The organism is Streptococcus sp. 2154 (assembly GCF_013277255.1).
Taxonomy (GTDB): domain Bacteria; phylum Bacillota; class Bacilli; order Lactobacillales; family Streptococcaceae; genus Streptococcus; species Streptococcus pseudopneumoniae.
Window position 1 is genome coordinate 1 of record NZ_VMMK01000016.1, and the last position, 25,514, is coordinate 25,514.

The following is a 25,514-nucleotide window of genomic DNA, read 5'->3' on the forward strand; positions in this document are numbered from 1 at the left end:
GAGATTACAGAACGCTTCGTAGCAGGATTGAAATAGCATGCTAGAGAAGAGGTGTAATGTGAAAATTGATGTTATAAATCATATAGAGTCACCAGGACTAGCTGGGATGATTTGTAGATGGATTAACAATAGAATTTTAGTATATGGGGGTAGTTATTTCCCAAATAACGATCCGTTAAAGAGTCCAAAAGTCCAATCTAATAAAATTAGAGTTTATGATGAGAAATTTAATCTTCTATATGAACAAGATGGAAAAATTTCTCCAGATAAAGGAATTACGATTGAAGTTGAAAATGAAATCTTTTATATTCTAGGTTCAAGTATTTATCGTATTACAATTGGTGAAAGTGTAGAAGAAATCTGTCTCGGGGATTTTGATTTCCAACTAGAGAGTGGTTATGGTTGTTATTTTGATGGCCACTTATTCTTTGGATTTCAGGAAAGTTATCTGTTCAATATTGAGACTCGAGAGCTTTTAAAAAAATCCGACTTCCCAGTTTCTGGTAGAGGTCAAGGTTTATCAGTCAAATATCAAAATGAATTGTATTATTTAGGTGGAGCGAACATTAAAGCTTATTTAGATGGATACAAGTATATTTTTAAAAAAGATAAGTGGGAAAAACTTGAGTTCGGATTACCAAGTTCAGTTCTAGGAGCATCAAGTATACAAATAAATGAAAACGTTTTATTGATGCTTGGTGGCTTTAATGAAATTGTTTATAATAAAGCAGTTATTGATTTAGCAGCCCCTGGCTATAGGGAAGAATACTTTTCTAAAGGAAGAGATTTCTTTAATTGGAATCGCAGCTTGCGAATACTAGATTTAGAGACAGGTAAGGTCAAGATTGTTGCAAACGATGAGCGTTTTGCTCTTTGTGGGGCAGGTTTTCTAAAAGCTGACAATGGATATTACGTTGTTAGTGGGGAATGTAGCCCAGGAAGACGCACTTCTGATATACTTTTGTTAGAGGAGGAAAAATAACGAAGAGTTTAAATTTTTAATTTCTGCAATGCTTACTTAATCACAATAAATAATTACTTAATACAAATAAAGGAGAAATCTAATGAAAGATTTAACTAAATACAAAGGCGTTATCCCTGCATTTTATGCTTGCTATGAAGAAAATGGTGAAATTAGCCAAGAACGTGTAAAATCTCTGGTGCAATATTTCATTGACAAAGGTGTAAAAGGTATCTATGTAAATGGTTCTTCAGGTGAATGTATTTACCAAAGTGTAGAAGACCGTAAACAAATTATTGAAGCTGTTATGGAAGTTGCTAAAGGTAAATTAACAGTTATTAACCATGTTGCATGTAATAATACGAAAGATAGTATTGAATTGGCAAAACATTCAGAAAGTGTTGGAGTCGATGCTATTGCAGCTATCCCACCTATTTACTTCAAATTGCCAGAATATTCAATCGCAGAATATTGGAATGCAATGAGTGAAGCTGCGCCAAATACAGATTTTATCATTTATAATATTCCACAATTGGCAGGGGTTGCGTTGACTGGTAGTTTGTATGCAACAATGCGTCAAAATCCTCGTGTGATTGGAGTTAAAAATTCTTCTATGCCTGTACAAGATATTCAAATGTTTGTAGCTGCAGGTGGAGAAGATTACATTGTATTCAATGGTCCAGATGAACAATATCTTGGTGGTCGCTTGATGGGAGCAGAAGCTGGTATTGGTGGTACTTATGGCGTTATGCCAGATTTGTTCTTGAAATTGGAAAGTTTGATTCAAGAACGAGATTTAGATACTGCTAAAAAACTTCAATATGCTATCAATGAAGTTATCTATAAGATGATATCAGGTAAGGCAAATATGTATGCTGTAGCAAAAGAGGTTTTGCGTCTAAATGAAAAACTTGATTTAGGTTCCGTTCGTCAACCCTTAGAAGCATTGGCAGAAGGTGACTTGGAAGTTGCAAAACAAGCAGCCGAACTTATTCAACAAGCACGAAAAGAATTTTTATAGTACCTAAATAAAATCAATATGGAGATATGTTATGGGCACAACAGGATTTACAATAATTGACTTAATTATCTTGATTGTTTATTTACTTGCGGTGTTGGTTGCAGGTATCTATTTCTCTAAAAAAGAGATGAAAGGAAAAGAGTTCTTTAAAGGAGATGGTTCGGTTCCTTGGTATGTTACTTCGGTATCCATTTTTGCCACAATGCTCAGTCCGGTTTCCTTCTTGGGACTCGCTGGTAACTCTTATGCAGGTAGCTGGATTTTATGGTTTGCTCAATTAGGGATGGTTGTAGCTATTCCACTGACAATTCGTTTTATCTTACCTATTTTTGCACGGATAGACATCGATACGGCATATGATTACTTGGATAAACGCTTTAATTCTAAAGCACTTCGTATTATTTCAGCACTCTTGTTTATTATTTATCAATTGGGACGTATGTCTATCATTATGTACCTCCCATCAGCTGGTTTATCAGTATTGACAGGAATTGACATCAATATTTTGATTACTTTGATGGGTGCAATTGCAATTGTTTATTCTTATACTGGTGGTCTAAAATCCGTATTATGGACAGACTTTATTCAAGGTGTGGTTCTGATTAGTGGTGTCGTTGTAGCTTTATTTGTACTGATGGCTAATATTAAAGGTGGCTTTGGTGCAGTAGCAGAAACATTAGCAAACGGGAAATTCCTTGCTGCAAATGAAAAACTTTTCGATCCTAACTTGCTTTCAAACTCCATCTTCTTAATTGTGATGGGTTCAGGCTTTACAATCTTGTCTTCCTATGCTTCATCTCAAGATTTGGTTCAACGTTTTACTACAACACAAAATATTAAGAAACTTAATAAAATGTTGTTCACAAATGGTGTCTTGTCACTTGCAATTGCAACAGTCTTTTACTTAATCGGTACAGGCTTGTACGTATTCTATCAAGTACAAAATGCAGGTAGTGCAGCTAGCAATATCCCTCAAGACCAAATCTTTATGTACTTTATTGCATACCAGTTACCAGTAGGTGTCACAGGTTTGATCTTGGCAGCGATTTATGCAGCAGCTCAATCAACTGTTTCAACAGGTTTGAACTCTGTTGCAACTTCATGGACATTGGATATTCAAGATGTCATTTCTAAAAATATGTCAGAGGATCGTCGTACGAAAATTGCACAATTCGTATCTCTAGCAGTAGGTTTATTCTCAATTGTTGTTTCCATTATCATGGCTCATTCAGATATTAAATCTGCATACGAATGGTTCAATAGTTTCATGGGACTTGTACTTGGTCTACTTGGTGGTGTATTTATTCTTGGTTTTGTTTCTAAAAAAGCAAATAAACAAGGTGCTTATGCAGCGCTGATTGTATCAACTATCGTCATGGTATTTATTAAATACTTCCTTCCTCCAACAGCTGTTAGCTACTGGGCATATTCATTGATTTCAATCTCTGTATCAGTAGTTTCAGGTTATATTGTATCTGTTCTTACTGGAAATAAAGTATCTGCACCTAAATATACAACGATTCATGATATTCCAGAAATTAAAGCGGATTCAAGTTGGGAAGTTCGTCACTAATAGAAAAGAGAAAATAATATGATTATTTCTGAACAATCTGATTTTAGACGATATGCTTCTGTCAATAAACATTTTTCAAAAGTCTGTGATTTTTTAGAAAATACAAATTTGACAGATTTAGTTGATGGAAAATTGATATTGACGGGGAAATGTTTTTGCAAATTGTATGATTTATCTAGCTGATGGAGTTCCAGGAGATATTTTTGAAACTCATAAGAAATCTTTAGATATTCATATTGTTGTTGAAAATACTGAAAAAATGGCAGTAACTTCCCCAGTTCGTGCCCAGTCACGTGTACCTTTTAGCGAAGAAAAGGATATTGCTTTTTACGATAGCAAAGACTATCAAATTGTTGAATTGCTTCCAGGGAATATGTTGGTGACTTTTGAAGAAGATCTTCACCAACCAAAGATTCATTGCAATGATGAGCCTGTTAAAAAACTTGTTATCAAAGTTTTAAACGAGGAAAAATAAAATGAAAAAAATATTAAACAATATGTAACCTTAGGTACTGTAGTGGTATTATCAGCATTTGTTGCTAACTCAGTTGCAGCTTAGGAGACTGAAACTTCTGAAGTATCAACACCAGAGTTGGTGCAACTTGTTGCACCAACGACTCCGATTTCGGAAGTACACCTAAATCGGGTAACTCTTCGGAAGTTACTGTACAACCTCGAACAGTCGAAACTACTGTTAAGGATCCATCTTCTGCAACGGAAGAAACTCCTGTCTTAGAAAAAAATAATGTTACTTTAACAGGGGGAGGAGAAAATGTTACTAATGAGTTAAAGGATAAATTTACTAGCGGTGACTTTGCTGTAGTGATTAAGTACAATTAGTCTAGTGAGAAAGGCTTACAAGCTCTGTTTGGAATATCTAATTCTAAACCCGGTCAACAAAATAGTTATGTAGATGTGTTCCTTAGAGACAATGGTGAATTGGGGATGGAAGCGCGTGATACTTCTTCCAATAAAAATCACCTAGTATCCAGACCTGCTTCAGTTTGGGGTAAGTACAAACAAGAAGCTGTGACTAACACTGTTGCAGTAGTAGCAGATTTAGTCAAAAAAACATATTCTTTATATGCAAATGGCACAAAAGTAGTAGAAAAGAAAGTGGATAACTTCTTAAACATAAAGGATATTAAAGGCATTGATTACTATATGCTTGGGGGAGTGAAACGTGCAGGAAAAACGGCGTTTGGTTTTAACGGAACACTAGAAAATATCAAATTCTTTAATAGTGCATTGGATGAAGAAACTGTTAAAAAGATGACAACAAACGTTGTTACTGGACATTTAATTTATACGGCTAATGATACAACAGGTTCTAACTATTTCCGTATTCCAGTTCTGTATACTTTTAGCAATGGTCGGGTATTTTCAAGCATTGACGCTCGTTACGGCGGAACTCATGATTTTTTGAATAAAATTAATATTGCTACAAGTTATAGTGATGATAATGGTAAGACATGGACTAAACCAAAATTAACATTGGCATTCGATGATTTTGCGCCAGTACCATTAGAATGGCCTCGTGATGTTGGTGGACGTGACTTACAAATCAGCGGTGGTGCAACCTATATTGACTCTGTTATTGTTGAAAAAAATAATAAACAAGTACTCATGTTTGCTGATGTTATGCCTGCTGGAGTAAGTTTTAGAGAAGCTACTAGAAAAGATTCAGGTTATAAACAAATTGATGGTAATTATTATCTTAAATTAAAGAAACAAGGTGATACTGATTATAATTATACTATTCGTGAGAATGGTACTGTATACGACGATCGTACCAACAGACCAACTGAATTTTCAGTAGATAAAAATTTCGGTATTAAACAAAATGGTAATTATTTGACGGTAGAGCAATATTCGGTTTCATTTGAAAATAATAAAAAGACTGAATATCGTAATGGGACTAAAGTCCATATGAATATCTTCTACAAAGATGCATTATTCAAAGTAGTGCCAACGAACTATATTGCATATATTTCTAGCAATGATCATGGCGAATCTTGGTCTGCACCAACTTTATTACCTCCTATAATGGGACTTAATCGGAATGCGCCTTATTTGGGTCCTGGACGTGGAATCATTGAAAGCTCAACTGGACGAATTCTTATTCCGTCTTACACTGGTAAAGAGTCTGCATTCATTTATAGTGACGATAATGGAGCGTCTTGGAAAGTTAAAGTTGTGCCACTTCCTTCTAGTTGGTCAGCAGAAGCACAATTTGTAGAATTGAGTCCAGGAGTAATTCAAGCATACATGCGTACAAATAATGGTAAAATTGCATATTTAACAAGTAAAGACGCAGGTACTACTTGGAGTGCGCCGGAATATTTGAAATTTGTTTCAAATCCAAGTTATGGAACACAATTATCAATCATCAATTATAGTCAATTGATTGATGGTAAAAAGGCTGTCATTTTAAGTACTCCAAACTCCACAAATGGTCGTAAACACGGACAAATTTCGATTGGTCTAATTAATGATGATAATACAATTGATTGGCGTTATCATCACGATGTTGATTATAGTAACTATGGATACTCATATTCAACATTGACAGAGTTACCAAATCATGAAATTGGATTGATGTTTGAAAAATTTGATTCATGGTCTCGTAATGAACTTCATATGAAAAATGTTGTACCATATATAACATTTAAGATTGAAGATTTGAAAAAGAATTAAAGCTGAAATTTAAATATATTGAAAGAGGATAAAAATTATGGTAAATTACGGTATTGTTGGAGCTGGATATTTTGGAGCTGATTTGGCTCGCTCAATGAACAAAATTGAAGATGCAAAAGTGGTTGCGGTATTTGACCCAAATCATGGAGAAGAAGTTGCTCAAGAGTTGGGATCTGATGTTTGTGCAAGTTTAGATGAACTTGTAGCACGTGAAGATATTGATTGTGTGATCGTAGCTTCACCTAGCTACCTTCACCGTGAACCTGTTGTGAAAGCTGCTCAACATGGCAAACACGTATTTTGTGAAAAGCCGATTGCATTGTCTTATGAAGATTGTAAAGCCATGGTTGACGCATGTAAAGAAAATAATGTTATCTTTATGGCTGGTCACATCATGAACTTCTTTAATGGTGTACACCATGCTAAAGAATTGATTACTCAAGGTAAAATCGGTAAAGTTCTTTATTGTCATGCCGCTCGTACAGGTTGGGAAGAACAACAACCAACTGTATCATGGAAGAAACTTCGTTCTCAATCTGGAGGACATTTGTACCACCATATTCATGAATTAGATTGCATTCAGTTCATCATGGGAGGACTTCCTGAAAAAGCGACAATGGTAGGAGGTAATGTATATCATAAAGGTGAAAACTTTGGTGATGAAGATGATATGCTCATTGTAAACCTAGAATACTCTGATGATCGTTATGCTGTTTTGGAATATGGTAATGCTTTCCGTTGGGGTGAACACTACGTCTTGATTCAAGGAACTGAAGGAGCTATCAAACTTGACTTATTCAATACTGGAGGTACTCTTCGTGTTAAAGGTGAAGGAGAATCACACTTCTTAGTACATGAAACTCAAGAGGAAGATGATGACCGTACAGCTATCTATACCGGTCGTGGTATGGATGGAGCAATTGCGTACGGTAAACCAGGAGTACGTTGCCCATTATGGTTACAAACATGTATTGATAAAGAAATGGAATATCTACATGACATCATTAAAGGTGGAGAAATTACAGAAGAATATGAAAAACTTCTCAATGGTGTAGCTGCTTTAGAATCAATCGCTACCGCTGATGCATGTACTTTATCAGTTAAAGAAGATCGAAAAGTAAGTCTTTCAGAAATCACAAATGCTTAACTATTGTCAAACAGAATAGTAAATTCTTGTCATTATATAATTTCTAAAGTTCTGTGATACAACTCATTGAATAAAGAAATAGAGATGGGACTGGGATAATGCCCAGTCCCATTTTTTATCAAAAAGTAATGAGATCAAAAATGTGGGAGTGATGAAATGAAGATTATAGGGATCGATATTGGCGGAACAACAATTAAGGCAGATTTATACGACGATTTTGGTACGAGTTTAAATCAGTTCAAAGAGATAGAAACAATTATTGACTATGATTTGGGAACGAACCAGATATTAAATCAGGTCTGTGATTTAATTGGTGAGTATATTTTAAATTATTCTATTGATGGTGTTGGTATTTCCACTGCTGGAGTTGTTAATGCTAATACAGGAGAAATCATCTATGCAGGCTATACAATACCAGGGTATATCGGAGTAAACTTTACTTCCGAAATAGAAAAACGTTTTGGGTTGTCTACTTTTGTTGAAAATGATGTTAATTGTGCTGCATTAGGTGAATTGTGGAAGGGACAAGCCAAAGATAAGAAAAATGTAGTAATGGTTACTATTGGAACAGGTATAGGAGGCAGTATTATTGTCAATGGACAAATTGTTAACGGATTTAACTATACTGCTGGTGAAGTAGGCTATATTCCTGTAGGTAATTCGGATTGGCAAAGCAAAGCCTCAACAACCGCATTGATTCATTTATATCAAAAGAAGAGCTTGAAAACTAATCAAACTGGACGTACTTTCTTTACTGATTTAAGTTCTGGAGATAAAATCGCTAAAGAAACTTTTGAAATTTTTGTAGAAAATCTAACAAAAGGTTTATTAACTATTTCTTATCTACTTAATCCAGAAATTCTCATATTAGGAGGTGGGATTCTGGCTAAAAAGGATATTTTGTTACCTGAAATTCAAAGTTCTTTAGCTAAAAATGTAATGGATAATAGGTTTTTGCCTAATAATGTTGTGGCAGCTACATTAGGAAATGAAGCTGGTCGTATAGGAGCTGTAAAAAATTTCTTAGATAGAATTTCTAATAAATAGTGTGAAAGATAAGGAGGTGTCACAATGACTAACTCTGTATTTTCGACAATGCAAGATATTGAGAATGTTGCAACCGATATTATAAAATCATATGATAATGAGATTTATACGTATAAAGCTGTCTCCCAAGAAGAATTGGAAGAACTAGAAAAAAGGTATGATGAAAAAAGTCACGAAGAATTAATTTCAATAGAAAGCAATTTAGAAATGCAACAACAGAACCTCATTGATGAGGTTAATAAAACAATCAAGGAAAATGATGCAAAGATTCAGTATATTTCATCAAGTAGGAGAGGAGAATTTGTAGAAAAAATTATTGGTAGGGTGGTAGAAAAATATGGCTATTAGTCAGATGAAAAGGATTTCTCTACTATTTACTAAGAGTAGTCTTGATGATGTTTTAAAAACTATTCAAGAACTAGAGTCAGTGCAGTTCCGTGATTTAAAGGTTCAGGATAACTGGTCAGAAGCTCTAGAAAAAGATGAGGTTGTATTTCCAACTATTCAAATTTCTCATACTTCTAATTCCAATCATGGGGTTATTGAAGGAAATGATGCCTTGACTTATTTGATGAATAAACAACAACATTTGGAAGCAACTGTAGAGAAATTACAAGAATACCTACCGAAAGAAAACACGTTTAAGTTATTACAGCATCCTCCGATAACAACCTCTTATGAAGAATTAGAAAAATTTGGTAAAGCTAATGTTGCTGAGGGTGTTCTTAAAAAAGTGAATCATCAAATAAACAGAGTTCATGAATTAGAAAGAAACATTCAAAGTAATAATGAGGAAATAGAGAGATTAATAAAGTGGGAAAAATTAGAAATTATTCCTGCGCATTTAGAACAATTCTCTTTCTGTAGAGGAAAAGTCGGAACAATTCCAAGGACTGTAGATAATCGCTTATACAATAATTTTTTAGAAAACAATATTGAAGTTCAAGAAATATTTTCTAATGATAGAGAGTACGGTGTTGTTGTTTTCTATCAGTCCAGTTGCTCTATTGATTTTGATGAATACTTATTTGAACCATTTGATTATTCTAGAAAGGAATTACCGAAGCAGCGAGTAGTAGATTTGGATCAAGAAAACATGCAGTTAATAACTGAAAAAGAGAATATTATCGCATCGTTGCAAGATTCAAAGAAAAATTTGATAGATTTACAATGGCAAATTGACTATATTTTATCTATCTATGCTCGTCAAATCTCTAAGAATAACCTTTTGAGCACTCCGCATCTAGTTGCATTAGAAGGATGGATAGAAGAAACTCGTATTTTATATTTTATAAAAGTTATGGATGAGCGTTTTGGACATTCTATTTATATTTATGAATCGGAAACATTGTCGGATAATCAAGATGAAATACCTATCAAATTAACGAATCACTCTTTAATTGAACCATTTGAATTATTGACAGAAATGTATGCTCTGCCCAAATATTATGAGAAAGATCCTACACCTGTATTAGCACCATTTTACTTTACATTTTTTGGAATGATGGTTGCTGATTTAGGCTATGGTTTACTATTGTTTTTAGGAACAATGTTAGCATTAAAAATTTTTCATCTACCTTCAGTAACTAAGAGATTTTTAAAATTCTTTAATATATTAGGGGTAGCCGTTGCAATTTGGGGTGGAATCTATGGCTCATTTTTTGGATATGAGTTGCCATTTCATCTGATATCTACAACCTCGGATGTCATGACTATATTAGTAGTGTCAGTTGTGTTTGGATTTATTACAGTATTTGTAGGTTTGTTAGCTTCAGGACTACAAAAAGTAAGAATGAAGAAATATGCAGAAGCATATAATTCAGGATTTGCGTGGTGTGTTATTCTGCTTGGCTTGTTATTTATTGCTGTCGGAATGTTGATGCCTGATATTAGACCGTTATTTGTATTAGGGAAATGGGTATCTATTCTTAATGCTGTGGGGATTTTGATTGTTTCTATTATTCAAGCCAAAAGCTTGTCAGGTATTGGATCAGGATTGTTTAATCTATATAACATTTCATCTTATATAGGTGATTTAGTTAGTTTCACTCGATTGATGGCATTAGGATTATCTGGAGCAAGTATAGCATCAGCTTTCAATTTAATTGTTGGTTTGTTTCCGGGGACATTGGCTAAACTGACAATTGGATTAGTATTATTCATTCTTTTACATGCGATCAATATTTTTCTATCGTTACTATCAGGATATGTTCATGGAGCACGTCTGATATTTGTTGAATTTTTTGGTAAGTTTTATGAGGGTGGAGGAAAACCATTTCAACCTTTGAAGGCTTCTGAGAAATATATTAAGGTTATTACAAAGAATTAATGGAGGATATATATAATGGAACATTTAGCAACTTATTTTTCAACCTATGGAGGAGCTTTCTTCGCTGCATTGGGAATTGTATTGGCGGTTGGATTAAGCGGTATGGGGTCTGCTTATGGAGTTGGTAAGGCTGGGCAATCTGCCGCAGCTTTACTGAAAGAACAGCCAGAAAAATTTGCCTCAGCTTTGATATTGCAACTACTGCCCGGAACACAAGGATTATATGGTTTTGTTATTGGAATTTTGATTTGGTTGCAATTAACTCCAGAACTTCCTTTGGAAAAAGGCGTTGCTTATTTCTTTGTAGCTCTTCCAATTGCTATTGTAGGATACTTTTCGGCTAAGCATCAAGGAAATGTAGCAGTAGCGGGAATGCAAATCTTGGCTAAAAGACCAAAAGAATTCATGAAGGGAGCAATTTTGGCTGCCATGGTAGAAACCTATGCAATTCTTGCCTTTGTCGTATCATTCATTTTGACCCTTCGTGTATAAGAAATTAATTTGCTATTCAAAGGAGGTGTCTAAATGAGCAATTTAGAAAACTTACGAGAGTCTGTTATTGAACAAGCTCATGAAAAAGGGCGTATGAAATTATTGGATTCCAAAAAGAAGATTGATGATGAATTTGAAATGCAAAAGTCGGTCATTGTAAAGAAAAAAGAAGCTGAACATGAACGAAAGTTAAAAGAATTACAACAGAAATATCAAATAATTTTTCAACAATTAAAAAATAAGGAACGCCAATCAACGTTAGTATCAAAACAGAAAATATTAAAAGAACTTTTTCAATCTGCTTTAATAGAAATGGAATCTTGGAGTGCAGATAAAGAAATGGAGTTCATCTATCGAATTCTGGAACGATATTCACAACAAGAGGTCATAGTAACTTTTGGGGAGCGGACTTTAGCTAAATTCAATTTGGAACAATTAGAGAAATTGAAATTCTCTTTTCCAAATCATTTATTTAGTGAACAGCCTATCTCAAATGAATCAGGCTTACTTATTTCAATAGGTAAAATTGATGATAACTATTTGTATAAAACATTAATTGGATCGATTTCTAAGGAAGAAAGTTCAAGTATCGCAAATCAAATTTTTATCAATTAAGGATGAAATTGGTTAATCCTTCTTAGAAATTTGGAGTATTCCAATATAATTAGAAAGGTATTTTATGGATACTAATCTTTTTTCAAAAATAAATACGACGATTTCGGTAAAAGAAAACGATTTTATTACAGAAGAAAAATTTCAAAAAATTATACAATCCAAAGATACGGAGACATTGGCATTTATCTTAGAAGCAACTCCCTATCATTTATCGATTGACGTTTTAGAAAATCCTAGTCAGACAGAGACTTCGCTAATGACAAAATTAGTCAATGATTATAGATGGGCCTATGCTGAAAGTCCGTCTGATAAAATTGTGACTTTATTTGCTTTACGATATGTTTATCATAATATCAAAGTTTTATTAAAATCTAAGGCGGCAATGAAGAAAGATTTTTCTAAATTATTAATTCCAATAGGGATTTTTGATATAGAAAGTTTAAAACATTTAGTTTCTTCCTTACATTCAGATACACTTCCTGATTTTATGGTTCATGAAGTAGAATCAATTTGGAATGAGTATGAAACTTTTAATAATATTCGTGTACTTGATGTCGGAGCTGATCTAGCATATTTTAAACATCTGAAACTTTTATCTAATGAGTTAGGTGAGGTGCTGTCTCAGGTTATTGTTGCAATGATTGACTTTTATAATATTATTACTGTAAAACGTGGTTTATCTCAAAATAAGAGTCATGGGGATATTTTACAATTACTTTCAGATGAAGGAAGTATTTCTGCTAAAGAATTTATATACATTGTAGAAAATCAAGAAATATTTGTGTGGTTCAATAAAATAAATCCAAGCTTAGATTCAATCTTTTCAACTTACGAATTGAAGATGCAGGACGCAACAATTTCATCTTCTGAGTTAGAATTTTTATGTGATTTACTATTGTATAAAACTTTAGATCAAGGAAGGTATAATGTAGATGGGCCGTTAGTTCTTGCTAGATATTTATTGGGATGTGAGTTTGAAGTAAAGAATCTTAGAATGATCATATCAGCTCTTCAAAATACAATTCCTTTTGAATCAATAAAAGAAAGGATACGCCCGCATTATGGAAGCTAATAAGTATAAAATTGGCATAATTGGTAGCCATGATATTATTTTACCCTTTAGCATGATTGGGTTTGATATATTTCCTGCCTATCAAGAACAAGAAGCTATAAATACTCTAAGAAAATTAGCTCAATCTGATTATGGTGTCATTTATATCACTGAAGACATTGCTTCAATGATATTAGATACAATTCGCCATTATGATTCTCAAGTTGTGCCTGCTATTATTTTATTACCGACTCATAAACAAGGTTTAAATTTAGGATTAAAACGTATAGAGGATAATGTAGAGAAAGCAGTAGGACACAATATTTTATAATAATGTACAAAATTGTCTGTAATATTATTCTATAATTTTTGGACTTAGTAAGGAGAATAACTTTGACTCAAGGGAAGATTATAAAAGTATCGGGACCTCTAGTTATTGCATCAGGTATGCAGGAGGCTAATATTCAAGATATTTGCCGTGTAGGTAAGCTAGGGTTAATCGGTGAAATTATTGAAATGAGAAGAGATCAGGCATCTATCCAAGTCTATGAAGAAACATCTGGTCTTGGTCCGGGAGAACCTGTTGTTACAACTGGAGAACCTCTATCGGTTGAATTAGGTCCAGGATTGATTTCTCAAATGTTTGATGGCATACAACGCCCATTAGATCGATTTAAATTGGCTACTCATAATGATTTTCTAGTTCGTGGGGTAGAAGTTCCAAGTTTGGATAGAGATATTAAGTGGCATTTTGATTCCACTATAACAATTGGTCAAAAAGTGAGTACGGGTGATATTCTTGGAACTGTCAAGGAAACCGAGGTAGTTAATCATAAAATTATGGTTCCTTATGGAGTATCTGGAGAAGTCGTTTCTATTGCATCTGGCGATTTTACAATTGATGAAGTTGTATATGAAATAAAAAAATTGGACGGTAGTTTCTATAAAGGAACGCTTATGCAAAAATGGCCTGTCCGCAAGGCGCGTCCTGTTTCTAAACGTTTAATTCCAGAAGAACCATTAATCACAGGTCAACGAGTTATTGATACATTCTTTCCAGTAACCAAAGGGGGAGCTGCAGCAGTTCCTGGACCGTTTGGAGCAGGAAAGACAGTTGTACAACACCAAGTAGCTAAATTTGCCAATGTTGATATTGTTATTTATGTCGGTTGTGGAGAACGTGGAAATGAAATGACGGATGTACTGAATGAGTTTCCTGAGTTGATTGACCCTAGTACCGGACAATCAATTATGCAACGGACAGTTCTGATTGCTAATACTTCAAATATGCCTGTTGCTGCTCGTGAGGCTTCAATTTATACAGGAATTACCATGGCTGAGTATTTTCGTGATATGGGCTACTCTGTAGCCATTATGGCTGATTCAACTTCACGTTGGGCAGAAGCGCTACGTGAAATGTCAGGACGTCTAGAAGAAATGCCTGGTGATGAGGGTTATCCTGCTTATCTGGGAAGTCGTATCGCTGAATATTATGAAAGAGCAGGACGTTCTCAGGTTCTAGGGCTTCCAGAACGTGAAGGAACGATTACTGCTATTGGAGCTGTATCGCCACCTGGTGGAGATATTTCAGAACCAGTTACTCAAAACACTTTACGGATTGTGAAAGTTTTTTGGGGGCTTGATGCTCCGTTGGCACAGCGACGTCATTTTCCTGCAATTAACTGGCTTACATCTTATTCACTATATAAAGACAGTGTGGGCACTTATATAGATGGTAAAGAGAAGACAGATTGGAATAGTAAAATAACTCGTGCGATGAACTACTTACAACGGGAATCTAGTTTAGAGGAAATTGTTCGTCTTGTTGGAATTGATTCTCTGTCTGATAATGAACGACTAACGATGGAAATTGCTAAACAAATTCGAGAAGATTATTTGCAACAGAACGCTTTTGATTCGGTAGATACATTCACTTCGTTTGCAAAACAAGAAGCAATGCTAAGTAATATCCTAACTTTTGCTGATCAGGCAAATCATGCTTTAGAGTTGGGTTCTTACTTTACAGAGATTATGGAAGGTACCGTGGCAGTTCGAGACCGTATGGCGAGAAGTAAATATGTTTCAGAAGATAGATTAGATGAAATCAAAATTATATCAAATGAGATTACACATCAAATTCATTTGATATTAGAAACAGGAGGTCTATAAATGAGTGTTATAAAAGAATACAGAACTGCTAGTGAAGTTGTTGGGCCTCTTATGATTGTTGAACAAGTAAATAATGTGTCTTACAATGAGTTAGTTGAAATTCAACTTCATAATGGAGAAATTCGTCGTGGACAAGTTTTAGAAATCCACGAAGATAAAGCAATGGTTCAGCTTTTTGAAGGATCTAGTGGAATAAATTTAGAAAAGTCTAAAATTCGTTTTGCTGGTCATGCATTAGAATTGGCTGTATCTGAGGATATGGTTGGTCGTATTTTTAATGGGATGGGAAAACCAATTGATGGTGGACCAGATTTAATTCCAGAGAAATATTTAGATATTGATGGTCAAGCTATTAATCCTGTATCTAGAGATTATCCAGATGAATTTATTCAGACAGGGATCTCCTCTATTGATCATTTGAATACTCTTGTACGTGGTCAAAAATTACCAGTATTTTCAGGTTCGGGCTTACCTCATAATGAATTAGCTGCTCAGATAGCAAGACAAGCGACTGTTTTAAATTCTGATGAAAATTTTGCGGTTGTATTTGCAGCAATGGGTATTACTTTTGAAGAAGCTGAGTTCTTTATGGAAGACCTCAGAAAAACAGGAGCGATCGATCGTTCAGTCTTATTTATGAACTTGGCAAATGATCCTGCAATTGAGAGTATTGCAACTCCCCGCATTGCTTTAACTGCGGCAGAGTATCTAGCTTTTGAAAAAGATATGCATGTTCTAGTTATCATGACGGATATGACTAACTATTGTGAAGCGTTACGTGAAGTCTCGGCAGCTCGCCGTGAAGTTCCAGGTAGACGAGGCTATCCGGGATATTTATATACAAATTTATCAACTCTATACGAAAGGGCTGGTCGCTTAGTTGGTAAAAAAGGTTCAGTGACACAGATTCCTATTTTAACAATGCCAGAAGATGACATAACACATCCAATTCCTGATTTAACTGGATACATTACTGAAGGGCAAATTATTTTGTCGCATGAGTTGTATAATCAAGGTTATCGTCCACCAATCAATGTTTTACCTTCTCTCTCTCGATTAAAAGATAAGGGATCTGGAGAAGGTAAAACTCGTGGAGATCATGCTCCAACTATGAATCAACTGTTTGCAACCTATGCTCAAGGGAAAAAGGTTGAAGAGTTAGCAGTAGTATTAGGAGAGTCGGCTTTATCTGATGTAGATAAATTGTATATGAGGTTTACAAAGCGCTTTGAAGAAGAGTACATCAACCAAGGATTTTATAAAAATCGAAATATAGAAGATACGTTGAATCTTGGGTGGGAATTACTATCAATTCTTCCTAGAACAGAGTTAAAACGTATCAAAGATGATTTGCTTGATAAATACTTACCTTTGGTAGAAGTTTAATCCAGAAATGGAGTGATTATCTATGGTACGTTTGAATGTAAAACCAACTCGTATGGAATTGAATAACTTAAAGGAACGTTTGAAAACAGCTGAACGTGGACATAAGTTATTAAAGGATAAAAGAGATGAATTGATGAGGCGATTTATTTCTTTGATTCGTGAGAATAATCAACTTCGGAAAGAAGTAGAAAGTTATCTAATTGATAATCTAAAATCCTTTGCAGTTGCTAAATCATTAAAGAATTCTCAAATGGTGGAGGAATTATTTTCAATTCCATCGAAAGAAATTGAATTATTTGTTGAGAAAGAAAATATCATGAGTGTAATAGTTCCTAGAATGTATATGAATATTACTTCTCAAAATGAGAACAGTGAATACAGCTATTTATCTTCTAATAGTGAAATGGATGATGTATTTGCTACAATGAATTGTTTAATTGATAAATTACTAAGACTGGCAGAAGTTGAAAAAACGTGTCAGTTAATGGCTGATGAAATAGAAAAAACACGTAGACGTGTAAATGGTTTAGAATATTCGATTATTCCAAACTTGTCAGAAACTATTCATTATATAGAATTGAAACTAGAGGAGGCAGAAAGAGCCAATTTAGTTCGGATTATGAAAGTGAAGTAGATCCTTTATTTAGATTATTAATTAGATGAACAAATATCAGCTTGGATAAGGCGCTAAGTCTTTCTAAGCCGTTTTTTAGTAATTCAATTCCTTTTTTTCAGTATGATAGTGGTATTATTTTAAGATACTTGAATTCTAACAATAATAACTTGAATTTTCAATATATAGTTCAACTTTTAATAGCATTTGTTATTATTTATTTCCCTTTGAGTCAACTATTACAGTTTTTGACACCTAATATTATTGTTCGTAGTATAGGAGGGGTGGTTGTTTCTATACTGCTTTCTATATTATATATGAGAGGAAGGACGAAATATGTTCTACGTAAATAGTTATGTTTTTGCTTATAAAAAAGAAGGTATAATGTATTTGCGTGGTCGGAGTATGCGGGAAATAGCTATAGAACCTCAAATTTCGCAAGAATTTATCAACGATCTATTTAATAGTTGTAAGGAACTATTAGAGATAGAAGAAGTATTAGGCAGTAAACTAACATTTGAACTATTAAATGAACAAATTTTAATTTCGGATGAGATAGATATTGATAGGAGATATTCTAGAACTAAAGGTTGCTATTCGTTATTTTATAATGAAGAGTATAATAAAATACAGAATAAAACAGTATTAGTATTAGGAGCAGGAGCCTTAGGATGTTATATATCTCTAAGTCTAAGTATGTATGGAGTGAGGAAACTTATTGTCGCTGATTACGATATAATAGAACCATCAAATTTAAATAGGCAAATTCTTTATACAGAGTCGGATGTTGGTAAGGAGAAGATTAATGTTCTTTCTGAAAAAATACACAAGTATAATTCAGATGTTCAGGTAGTACCTATTTCTATTAAAGTTTCTTCAGTAGAAGAATTAGAAAACATTGTTGCGGAATATGGGAGTATAGATTTTATCGTTAAAGCAATTGATACGCCCATTGATATTATAAAAATTGTCAATCAATTTGCTGTATCGCATAAGATATCCTACATATCAGGAGGGTTTAATGGATGCTATCTTATTATTGATAATATATATATCCCTACCATCGGTTCTTGCTTTGCTTGTCGGAATATAAACAAAGATATAAATAAGTACACTTTATCTGATAAGACAAAGTGGCCGACTACACCAGAGATGCCTGCTATTTTGGGAGGGATAATGACTAATTTAATAATTAAAATATTTCTGGGATGTTATAATGAAATCCTAATAGATAACGCTTACGTTTATAATATGAGAAATCATGCTCTAAGTCAAGAAAAATATGTTCTGGAAAACGGAGAATGTCCAATTTGTAAAAAAAATAATAAAGTGAAAGATAACAATATTAGAGCGAAAACATTTATTCGTTCAGTTTGTTTTTGCTTATTATCAGGAGGAGTAGCTTTTTTATCTGCTATTGGGCAGTTCACTGTTATAGAAACACAATTAATAGTATTGTTCTTGGGTATTATTTTTGCTATATATTATGCTTACTACAATAAAAATATTCAAACATCATTGGAAAATATAGTATGGCTTTTTTCATCGTTTGAGATTTTATTTTTGCTTGTTAATTTTAGAACATTTATTCAGTTACCAGTGGATATTTTTATTAGTATGATAATATTTTTAATGCTGTGGATATTTATTATGTTAGGTATAGTGTGTCTTAGTTATTATATAACTTTATTATTTAGCAAGGAGGCTTAGTATGTTTAAAAAAATAGGTATAATGAGCATTTGCATATATATAATTATTTTATACTGCTTGAGAATGTATCGTATTATCAATAATATTGAAACAATCTTGCTAACGGTTATATGCTTAATGTTATTGTTTTTTTTAAGACGTTTATTTGATAAAGCTAAGTAAATAGATGTTAAGTAAAAATGTAGAATATAAAGGAGGGGCAATGAGTATGATTGAAGTTAGCCATTTATCAAAAAGTTTTGGTGATAAAATAGCTTTAAATGATATAAGTTTCACTGTTAAAGAAGGTCAGATTTTTGGATTTTTAGGACCATCTGGTTCTGGAAAGACCACAACGATTAATATTCTGACTGGGCAGCTCCTTGCCGATAAAGGACAATCTATTATTTTGGGACAAAAATCTCAAAATTTAACAAGCGGTGAATTAAAGAGAATTGGATTGGTTAGCGATACAAGTGGATTTTATGAGAAAATGTCTCTGTATAACAATCTTCTTTTTTATAGTAAATTTTATAATATTAGTAAATCACGTGTTGATAATTTGTTAAAGCGAGTAGGATTATATGATAGTCGCAAGATGGTAGCAGGAAAATTATCCACTGGAATGAGGCAACGAATGCTTTTAGCACGAGCTCTTATCAACAAACCCGCTGTACTCTTTCTGGATGAACCGACCTCAGGTCTAGATCCCACAACTTCTCGAACAATTCATGAGTTAATTTTAGAATTGAAAACAGCAGGGACAACGATTTTTCTAACGACTCATGATATGAATGAAGCAACTCTTTTATGTGATTATGTTGCCTTATTAAATAAAGGGAAATTAGTTGAGCAAGGAGCTCCTTCTGAACTCATTCAAAGATATAATAAAGATAAAAAGATTAAGGTTACAGATTATAATGGGAATCAGATAACTTTTGATTTTACATCACTAGAACAGGTATCTCAGGCTGATCTGGAAAATATTTTTTCAATTCATTCATGTGAGCCTACTTTAGAAGATATTTTTATCACATTAACAGGAGGAAAGCTAAATGCTTAAACGGTTTCTGGCTTTGGTATGGTTGCGTTGTCAAATTATTCTTTCCAATAAGAGTATTTTATTGCAAGTTTTAGTGCCTTTTGCTTTCACATATTTTTATAAATATCTTATGGAAACACAGGGGAAGGTCAACGATCAACAGGCATTAGTTCTTTTGATGATGTGTTTACCTCTTTCTTTGGCTGTTGGAAGTCCTATAACTATTATCTTGTCTGAAGAAAAAGAAAAGTACAATTTACAAACTCTTCTGTTGAGTGGTGTTAAAGGCTCCGAATACATTTTATCAACTATGTTTCTTCCTTTTTTGCTAACTTTTGTGATTATGGGAACTACTCCTCTTATTTTAGGAGTTACAATTGTACATACTTTTAATTATATTACAATCGTTCTTCTAACCTCTTTATCCATCATTTTATTCTATTTATTGATAGGTTTAACCGCGAAGAGCCAAGTAGTAGCTCAGGTTATCAGTCTTCCTGCTATGATTTTAGTTGCTTTCTTACCGATGCTATCTGGTTTGGATAAGACAGTTGCGAAGATAACAGATTATAGTTTTATGGGACTGTTTACTAAGTTTTTCACAAAATGGGAGGAATTTTCATGGAATAAAACTCTAATTCCTAATCTAACACTACTTATTTGGATTGTTGTTCTATTAACTTTAATTACGCTAACTATTAGGAAAAAGAAAATTTCTTAATTGAGTTATTTTAATGATTATAAACACAAGTGGGAAGGAAAAAATGAACTGATCTTTTTGACAGCAATTCTACAGAATAGTCTTATTGCTATATTTTGATTTGAGTGTACGAAAAAAGAAAAATAACAATAGTGCTCATACTAATTGCAGAAGTTTTGGGTGATAAGATAACTGATAAATTGCAATAAAAAATGCAACATTTTTAAATCTCCTCTATAAGTGCTTCAAAAAGTGCTTCAAAACCTGTCTTGTAATCCAAGTATTTTTGGGGACGGTGATTAATAAGCTAGCAAAGCATCATTAAGGATTTTTTCGGTAATTGTTGCCAAATCGGTTTAAGAAAATACTCACGAAGAAGTCCATTCGCATTCTCATTACTTCCCCTTTGCCAAGATGAATAGGCATCCGCAAAATAAAACAGAATTCCCATTTGTTCAATTAAAGGGTAACAAGCAAACTCTTTTTCTCTGTCCGAAGTGAAAGTCTTTAACTATTCTTTTGGAAAGAGTCTTGTGAGGTGTTCAATAGCAGTCAACATGGATTTAGCTGTTTTTACTTGACAAGTGCTAGTAGAAATAATAGAATAGTAAAAAACCTTTAAAGCAGTCCAGAGAGGCAGCTAAGGTTAGACGGTGAAAGGGTGGAGACTACCCATTTTTCGTGGAACCTTGCTGTTGGCAGGTTCCTTTTTTCGTGGCTTCTGTTGGCCAGACTCTCTCACTAGTAAAGGTAAAAGGAGAAACCTATGCGAGAACATCGTCCAATCATTGCTCTTGATTTTCCTAGTTTTGAGGCGGTCAAGGAATTTTTAGCTCTTTTCCCAGCAGAAGAAAGCCTTTATCTCAAGGTAGGGATGGAGCTTTATTACGCAGCGGGGCCTGAGATTGTGTCCTACTTAAAAGGTTTGGGTCATAGTGTCTTTTTGGATCTCAAACTTCATGACATTCCCAATACAGTCAAGTCAGCCATGAAGGTCTTGTCTCAGCTTGGTGTCGATATGACTAATGTCCATGCGGCTGGTGGTGTAGAGATGATGAAGGCGGCGCGTGAAGGTCTTGGGAGTCAAGCCAAATTGATCGCTGTAACTCAGCTCACATCAACGTCAGAAGCTCAGATGCAGGAGTTTCAAAATATCCAAACCAGTCTGCAAGAGTCTGTGATTCACTATGCCAAGAAGACAGCTGAAGCTGGCTTGGATGGTGTTGTTTGCTCGGCTCAGGAAGTACAAGTCATCAAGCAGGCTACCAATCCAGATTTTATCTGTCTGACACCAGGGATTCGTCCAGCTGGTGTTGCAGTTGGAGATCAAAAACGAGTCATGACACCTGCTGATGCCTATCACATCGGCAGTGACTATATCGTAGTGGGACGTCCCATTACCCAAGCTGAGGATCCTGTTGCAGCTTATCATGCCATCAAGGATGAATGGACACAGGACTGGAATTAAAGAACTAGCTTAGAAAAATAAAAGGAGAAGACCATGACACTTGCCAAAGATATCGCTAGCCACCTCTTGAAAATCCAAGCCGTTTACCTCAAACCAGAGGAACCCTTCACTTGGGCATCTGGTATCAAGTCACCGATTTACACTGATAATCGTGTGACACTATCCTATCCAGAAACTCGTACCCTAATTGAAAATGGCTTTGTGGAAGCTATCAAAGAAGCCTTTCCTGAGGTAGAAGTCATTGCAGGAACTGCAACAGCAGGGATTCCTCACGGAGCCATCATTGCTGACAAGATGAACCTGCCATTTGCCTACATCCGTAGCAAACCAAAAGACCACGGAGCTGGTAACCAAATCGAAGGTCGCGTAGCTCAAGGTCAAAAAATGGTAGTGGTTGAAGACCTTATTTCAACGGGTGGTTCTGTTCTTGAAGCCGTAGTAGCAGCTAAACGCGAAGGAGCAGATGTACTTGGAGTTGTAGCGATTTTTAGTTACCAATTGCCAAAAGCAGATAAGAACTTTGCAGATGCTGGTGTGAAATTGGTGACGCTTTCTAACTACAGTGAACTCATCCACCTAGCCCAAGAAGAAGGCTATATCACGCCAGAAGGACTCGACCTTCTAAAACGCTTTAAGGAAGACCAAGAGAATTGGCAAGAGGTGTAAAAAATCAAAAGACTAAAAGGTTAAAAATTATACTATTCTGTCATATCAGGTGTATGAATGACAAGATTCAAGTTGTTAATGTTTTTTACGTCAATTGTTTCAGTTTTAGATTTGCTTGGCTTGCTCTTATATAAAAAGTAGCACACGTCATGAAAGTTACAAGGGTTAAAGTATAATCCATAAATATTGTCAGATCCCTTTTCTGATATTTTGGAATTTCTTGCTTATCCCAGTCTTTTCAGTGATTTGGCTCAGTAATCTTAGCGTCAAGTTCTTTTTAGTTTTGAAAGATTATCCGTGAATTTCTTGCTTATTTATGATAAAATGGGAGTATCGCAAAAAATGACTCATCGTATTCAATTTTGAGTAAATCTAGGAGGATCCCATGTCAACAGAACATATGGAAGAACTAAATGACCAGCAGATCGTTCGCCGTGAAAAAATGGCTGCGCTCCGTGAACAAGGAATCGATCCCTTTGGAAAACGCTTTGAACGCACTGCAAATTCACAAGAATTAAAAGATAAATTTGCTGACCTCGATAAAGAACAATTACACGATAAAAACGAAACAGCTACTATCGCAGGACGCTTGGTAACCAAACGTGGTAAAGGTAAAGTAGGTTTTGCCCACCTTCAAGACCGCGAAGGTCAAATCCAGATTTACGTTCGTAAGGATGCTGTCGGTGAAGAAAACTACGAAATCTTCAAAAAAGCAGACCTTGGTGACTTCCTTGGTGTCGAAGGTGAAGTGATGCGTACGGATATGGGAGAACTCTCTATCAAGGCTACTCACATCACACACTTGTCTAAGGCCCTTCGTCCTCTTCCTGAGAAATTCCATGGTTTGACAGACGTTGAAACAATTTACCGTAAACGTTACCTTGACTTGATTTCTAACCGTGAAAGCTTTGAACGCTTTGTCACTCGTTCAAAAATCATCTCTGAAATTCGTCGTTACCTTGACCAAAAAGGTTTCCTTGAAGTGGAAACACCTGTTCTTCACAACGAAGCTGGTGGTGCCTCTGCCCGTCCATTTATCACCCACCACAATGCCCAAAACATTGACATGGTGCTTCGTATCGCGACTGAGCTTCACTTGAAACGCCTTATCGTGGGTGGTATGGAACGCGTCTATGAAATTGGCCGTATCTTCCGTAACGAAGGAATGGATGCTACTCACAACCCTGAGTTCACTTCTATCGAAGTTTACCAAGCATACGCAGACTTCCAAGATATCATGGATTTGACGGAAGGCATTATCCAACATGCTGCTAAATCAGTTAAGGGCGACGGTCCAGTCAACTACCAAGGAACTGAAATAAAAATCAACGAACCATTTAAACGTGTTCACATGGTGGATGCTATCAAAGAAATTACTGGTGTCGATTTCTGGCAAGACATGACTTTGGAAGAAGCTAAAGCTATCGCTGCTGAGAAAAAAGTTCCTGTTGAGAAACACTATACTGAGGTTGGTCACATCATCAATGCCTTTTTTGAAGAGTTTGTTGAAGAAACTTTAATCCAACCAACCTTTGTCTATGGACATCCAGTAGCTGTATCTCCACTGGCTAAGAAAAATCCTGAAGACCAACGCTTTACTGACCGTTTTGAGCTCTTCATCATGACTAAGGAGTACGGTAATGCCTTTACTGAGCTCAACGATCCAATCGACCAGCTTAGTCGTTTTGAAGCCCAAGCAAAAGCAAAAGAACTTGGTGACGATGAAGCGACCGGTATCGACTATGACTACATCGAGGCTCTTGAATATGGTATGCCACCAACAGGTGGTTTGGGAATCGGTATCGACCGTCTCTGCATGCTTCTCACTGATACAACTACTATCCGTGATGTATTGCTCTTCCCAACAATGAAATAAGCTCTTATCCTCTGGTACTTGCCAGGGGATTTTTGGCTCTTTGTCAACTGTAGTGGGTTGAAGTCAGCTAATATCTAGAAAGGACACATTTCGTCCTTTCTTTTTTGATGTTCAGAGCGATGAAAATCGTTTTTTTGAAGTTTTCAAAGTTCCGGAAACCAAAGGCGTTGCGTTTGATGAGTTTGATGAGATTATTGGTTGCTTCTAATTTGGCGTTAGAATAGTGTAGTTGAAGGGCGTTGACAATCTTCTCTTTATCTTTGAGGAAGGTTTTAAAGAAAGTCTGAAAAAGAGGATGAACCTGCTTAAGATTGTCTTCAATAAGTCCGAAAAATCTGTCAGGCTCCTTATTCTGAAAGTGAAAAATCAAGAGCTGGTAGAAATCATAGTGGTGTTTCAAGTCTTCTGAATAGCTCAAAAGTCTATCTAGAATTTTTTTTATTGGTCAAGTGCATACGAAAAGTAGGGCGATAAAATCGTTTATCGCTGAGTTTACGACTATCTTGCTGGATGAGCTTCCAGTAGAGCTTGATAGCCTTGTATTCATGAGACTTTCGATCCAATTGATTCATGATTTGGACACGGACACGACTCATAGCACGGCTTAGATGTTGCACAATGTGAAAACGATCAAGAACAATTTTTGCATTAGGGAGTGAAACAGTCTGGGAGATGTTTCAGCCTGAGCCTAGAAATTCGAAAGCGAAGCTGTTTAGCCAAGTCATAGTAAGGACTAAACATATCCATAGTAATAATTTTGACGCGACATCGGACGGCTCTATCATACTTAAGAAAGTGATTACGAATGACAGCTTGTGTTCTACCCTCAAGAACAGTGATGATATTGAGCTTGTTAAAATCTTGCGCAATGAAACTCATCTTTCCCTTGGTGAACTCATACTCGTCCCATGATATAATCTCAGGAAGGCTATTGTAAAAAAAATAAAATTAGGTTATAATGACTTCTGATA

The 25,514-nt window shown here is 35.0% G+C and carries 21 protein-coding genes and 4 pseudogenes; 23 read left to right on the plus strand and 2 right to left on the minus strand.

The genetic code is table 11. The annotated features are described in order from the left end of the window. Positions 1-58 precede the first annotated feature (58 nt). The 20 genes and pseudogenes from HT693_RS01085 to HT693_RS01180 all read left to right on the plus strand — a co-directional run bounded on the left by HT693_RS01085 (position 59) and on the right by HT693_RS01180 (position 20,554). Entirely contained in the window at positions 59-982 is a 924-nt protein-coding gene (locus HT693_RS01085; RefSeq protein ID WP_172921581.1) for a cyclically-permuted mutarotase family protein, read from the plus strand. 82 nt (positions 983-1,064) lie between these two features. Next, on the plus strand, positions 1,065-1,982 hold the full coding sequence (locus tag HT693_RS01090; protein ID WP_023935714.1) for an N-acetylneuraminate lyase: 918 nt from the start codon (positions 1,065-1,067) through the stop codon (positions 1,980-1,982). Positions 1,983-2,013: 31 nt separating this feature from the next. Further along, complete coding sequence (locus tag HT693_RS01095) at positions 2,014-3,555, plus strand: sodium:solute symporter (RefSeq protein ID WP_023935716.1); 1,542 nt, start codon at positions 2,014-2,016, stop codon at positions 3,553-3,555. 18 nt (positions 3,556-3,573) lie between these two features. Further along, positions 3,574-4,030 (plus strand): annotated as a pseudogene (locus HT693_RS01100) (YhcH/YjgK/YiaL family protein). Positions 4,031-4,428: 398 nt separating this feature from the next. Next, positions 4,429-6,252 (plus strand): exo-alpha-sialidase, encoded by a 1,824-nt coding sequence (locus tag HT693_RS01105; RefSeq protein ID WP_249337232.1) that lies wholly within the window; start codon positions 4,429-4,431, stop codon positions 6,250-6,252. A gap of 37 nt (positions 6,253-6,289) precedes the next feature. Next, positions 6,290-7,399, plus strand: coding sequence for a Gfo/Idh/MocA family oxidoreductase (locus tag HT693_RS01110; RefSeq protein ID WP_000248712.1), 1,110 nt, complete (start codon positions 6,290-6,292; stop codon positions 7,397-7,399). A 156-nt stretch (positions 7,400-7,555) separates the two neighbouring features. Then, positions 7,556-8,446 (plus strand): ROK family protein, encoded by an 891-nt coding sequence (locus HT693_RS01115; RefSeq protein WP_138705172.1) that lies wholly within the window; start codon positions 7,556-7,558, stop codon positions 8,444-8,446. Between the two features lie 24 nt (positions 8,447-8,470). Beyond that, on the plus strand, positions 8,471-8,794 hold the full coding sequence (locus HT693_RS01120) for a hypothetical protein (RefSeq protein WP_125393871.1): 324 nt from the start codon (positions 8,471-8,473) through the stop codon (positions 8,792-8,794). Further along, positions 8,784-10,775 carry a V-type ATP synthase subunit I gene (locus HT693_RS01125; protein WP_138705171.1) on the plus strand — a complete coding sequence of 664 codons (1,992 nt, stop codon included), beginning with the start codon at positions 8,784-8,786 and terminating at the stop codon, positions 10,773-10,775. Before HT693_RS01120 ends, HT693_RS01125 begins: the two co-directional genes overlap by 11 nt. A 15-nt stretch (positions 10,776-10,790) precedes the next feature. After that, positions 10,791-11,267, plus strand: coding sequence for a V-type ATP synthase subunit K (locus HT693_RS01130; RefSeq protein ID WP_000400484.1), 477 nt, complete (start codon positions 10,791-10,793; stop codon positions 11,265-11,267). 33 nt (positions 11,268-11,300) lie between these two features. Further along, positions 11,301-11,882, plus strand: coding sequence for a hypothetical protein (locus HT693_RS01135; RefSeq protein WP_049500018.1), 582 nt, complete (start codon positions 11,301-11,303; stop codon positions 11,880-11,882). A 64-nt stretch (positions 11,883-11,946) separates the two neighbouring features. After that, on the plus strand, positions 11,947-12,954 hold the full coding sequence (locus HT693_RS01140) for a V-type ATPase subunit (protein WP_138705170.1): 1,008 nt from the start codon (positions 11,947-11,949) through the stop codon (positions 12,952-12,954). Beyond that, positions 12,944-13,264 (plus strand): V-type ATP synthase subunit F, encoded by a 321-nt coding sequence (locus HT693_RS01145; RefSeq protein WP_000387939.1) that lies wholly within the window; start codon positions 12,944-12,946, stop codon positions 13,262-13,264. Before HT693_RS01140 ends, HT693_RS01145 begins: the two co-directional genes overlap by 11 nt. Before the next feature lie 62 nt (positions 13,265-13,326). Then, on the plus strand, positions 13,327-15,102 hold the full coding sequence (locus HT693_RS01150) for a V-type ATP synthase subunit A (RefSeq protein ID WP_138705169.1): 1,776 nt from the start codon (positions 13,327-13,329) through the stop codon (positions 15,100-15,102). Beyond that, positions 15,103-16,488 carry a V-type ATP synthase subunit B gene (locus HT693_RS01155; protein ID WP_172924675.1) on the plus strand — a complete coding sequence of 462 codons (1,386 nt, stop codon included), beginning with the start codon at positions 15,103-15,105 and terminating at the stop codon, positions 16,486-16,488. A 22-nt stretch (positions 16,489-16,510) separates the two neighbouring features. Further along, positions 16,511-17,122, plus strand: coding sequence for a V-type ATP synthase subunit D (locus tag HT693_RS01160; protein WP_023935741.1), 612 nt, complete (start codon positions 16,511-16,513; stop codon positions 17,120-17,122). An 80-nt stretch (positions 17,123-17,202) separates the two neighbouring features. Beyond that, a pseudogene (locus HT693_RS11810) lies at positions 17,203-17,454 on the plus strand (hypothetical protein); the annotation flags it as partial. Beyond that, positions 17,438-18,811, plus strand: coding sequence for a ThiF family adenylyltransferase (locus HT693_RS01170; protein WP_191995646.1), 1,374 nt, complete (start codon positions 17,438-17,440; stop codon positions 18,809-18,811). The pseudogene HT693_RS11810 and the gene HT693_RS01170, both read left to right, overlap by 17 nt. Positions 18,812-19,020: 209 nt before the next feature. Next, positions 19,021-19,854: an ABC transporter ATP-binding protein gene (locus tag HT693_RS01175; protein WP_172924681.1), complete on the plus strand. Its 834-nt coding sequence runs from the start codon at positions 19,021-19,023 to the stop codon at positions 19,852-19,854. Then, positions 19,847-20,554, plus strand: a complete 708-nt coding sequence (locus tag HT693_RS01180) for an ABC transporter permease (protein WP_172921579.1) — start codon at positions 19,847-19,849, stop codon at positions 20,552-20,554. The genes HT693_RS01175 and HT693_RS01180 overlap by 8 nt, the downstream gene beginning before the upstream one ends. A gap of 202 nt (positions 20,555-20,756) precedes the next feature. Here the strand turns inward: HT693_RS01180 and HT693_RS12325 are convergent. Next, positions 20,757-20,981, minus strand: a pseudogene (locus HT693_RS12325) (IS30 family transposase); the annotation flags it as partial. Positions 20,982-21,299: 318 nt separating this feature from the next. On the opposite strand from HT693_RS12325, the gene pyrF reads away from it, so the two are divergent. From pyrF to lysS, 3 genes are all read left to right on the plus strand, one after another. Continuing rightward, positions 21,300-22,001, plus strand: coding sequence for an orotidine-5'-phosphate decarboxylase (gene pyrF, locus HT693_RS01190; RefSeq protein WP_172924676.1), 702 nt, complete (start codon positions 21,300-21,302; stop codon positions 21,999-22,001). Between the two features lie 33 nt (positions 22,002-22,034). Further along, positions 22,035-22,667 (plus strand): orotate phosphoribosyltransferase, encoded by a 633-nt coding sequence (gene pyrE / locus HT693_RS01195; RefSeq protein WP_023935748.1) that lies wholly within the window; start codon positions 22,035-22,037, stop codon positions 22,665-22,667. Positions 22,668-23,052: 385 nt separating this feature from the next. Continuing rightward, positions 23,053-24,543 (plus strand): lysine--tRNA ligase, encoded by a 1,491-nt coding sequence (gene lysS / locus HT693_RS01200; RefSeq protein ID WP_050207953.1) that lies wholly within the window; start codon positions 23,053-23,055, stop codon positions 24,541-24,543. A 67-nt stretch (positions 24,544-24,610) separates the two neighbouring features. Here lysS and HT693_RS01205 read toward each other — a convergent pair. Further along, positions 24,611-25,491 (minus strand): annotated as a pseudogene (locus HT693_RS01205) (ISL3 family transposase); the annotation flags it as partial. Positions 25,492-25,514 lie beyond the last annotated feature (23 nt).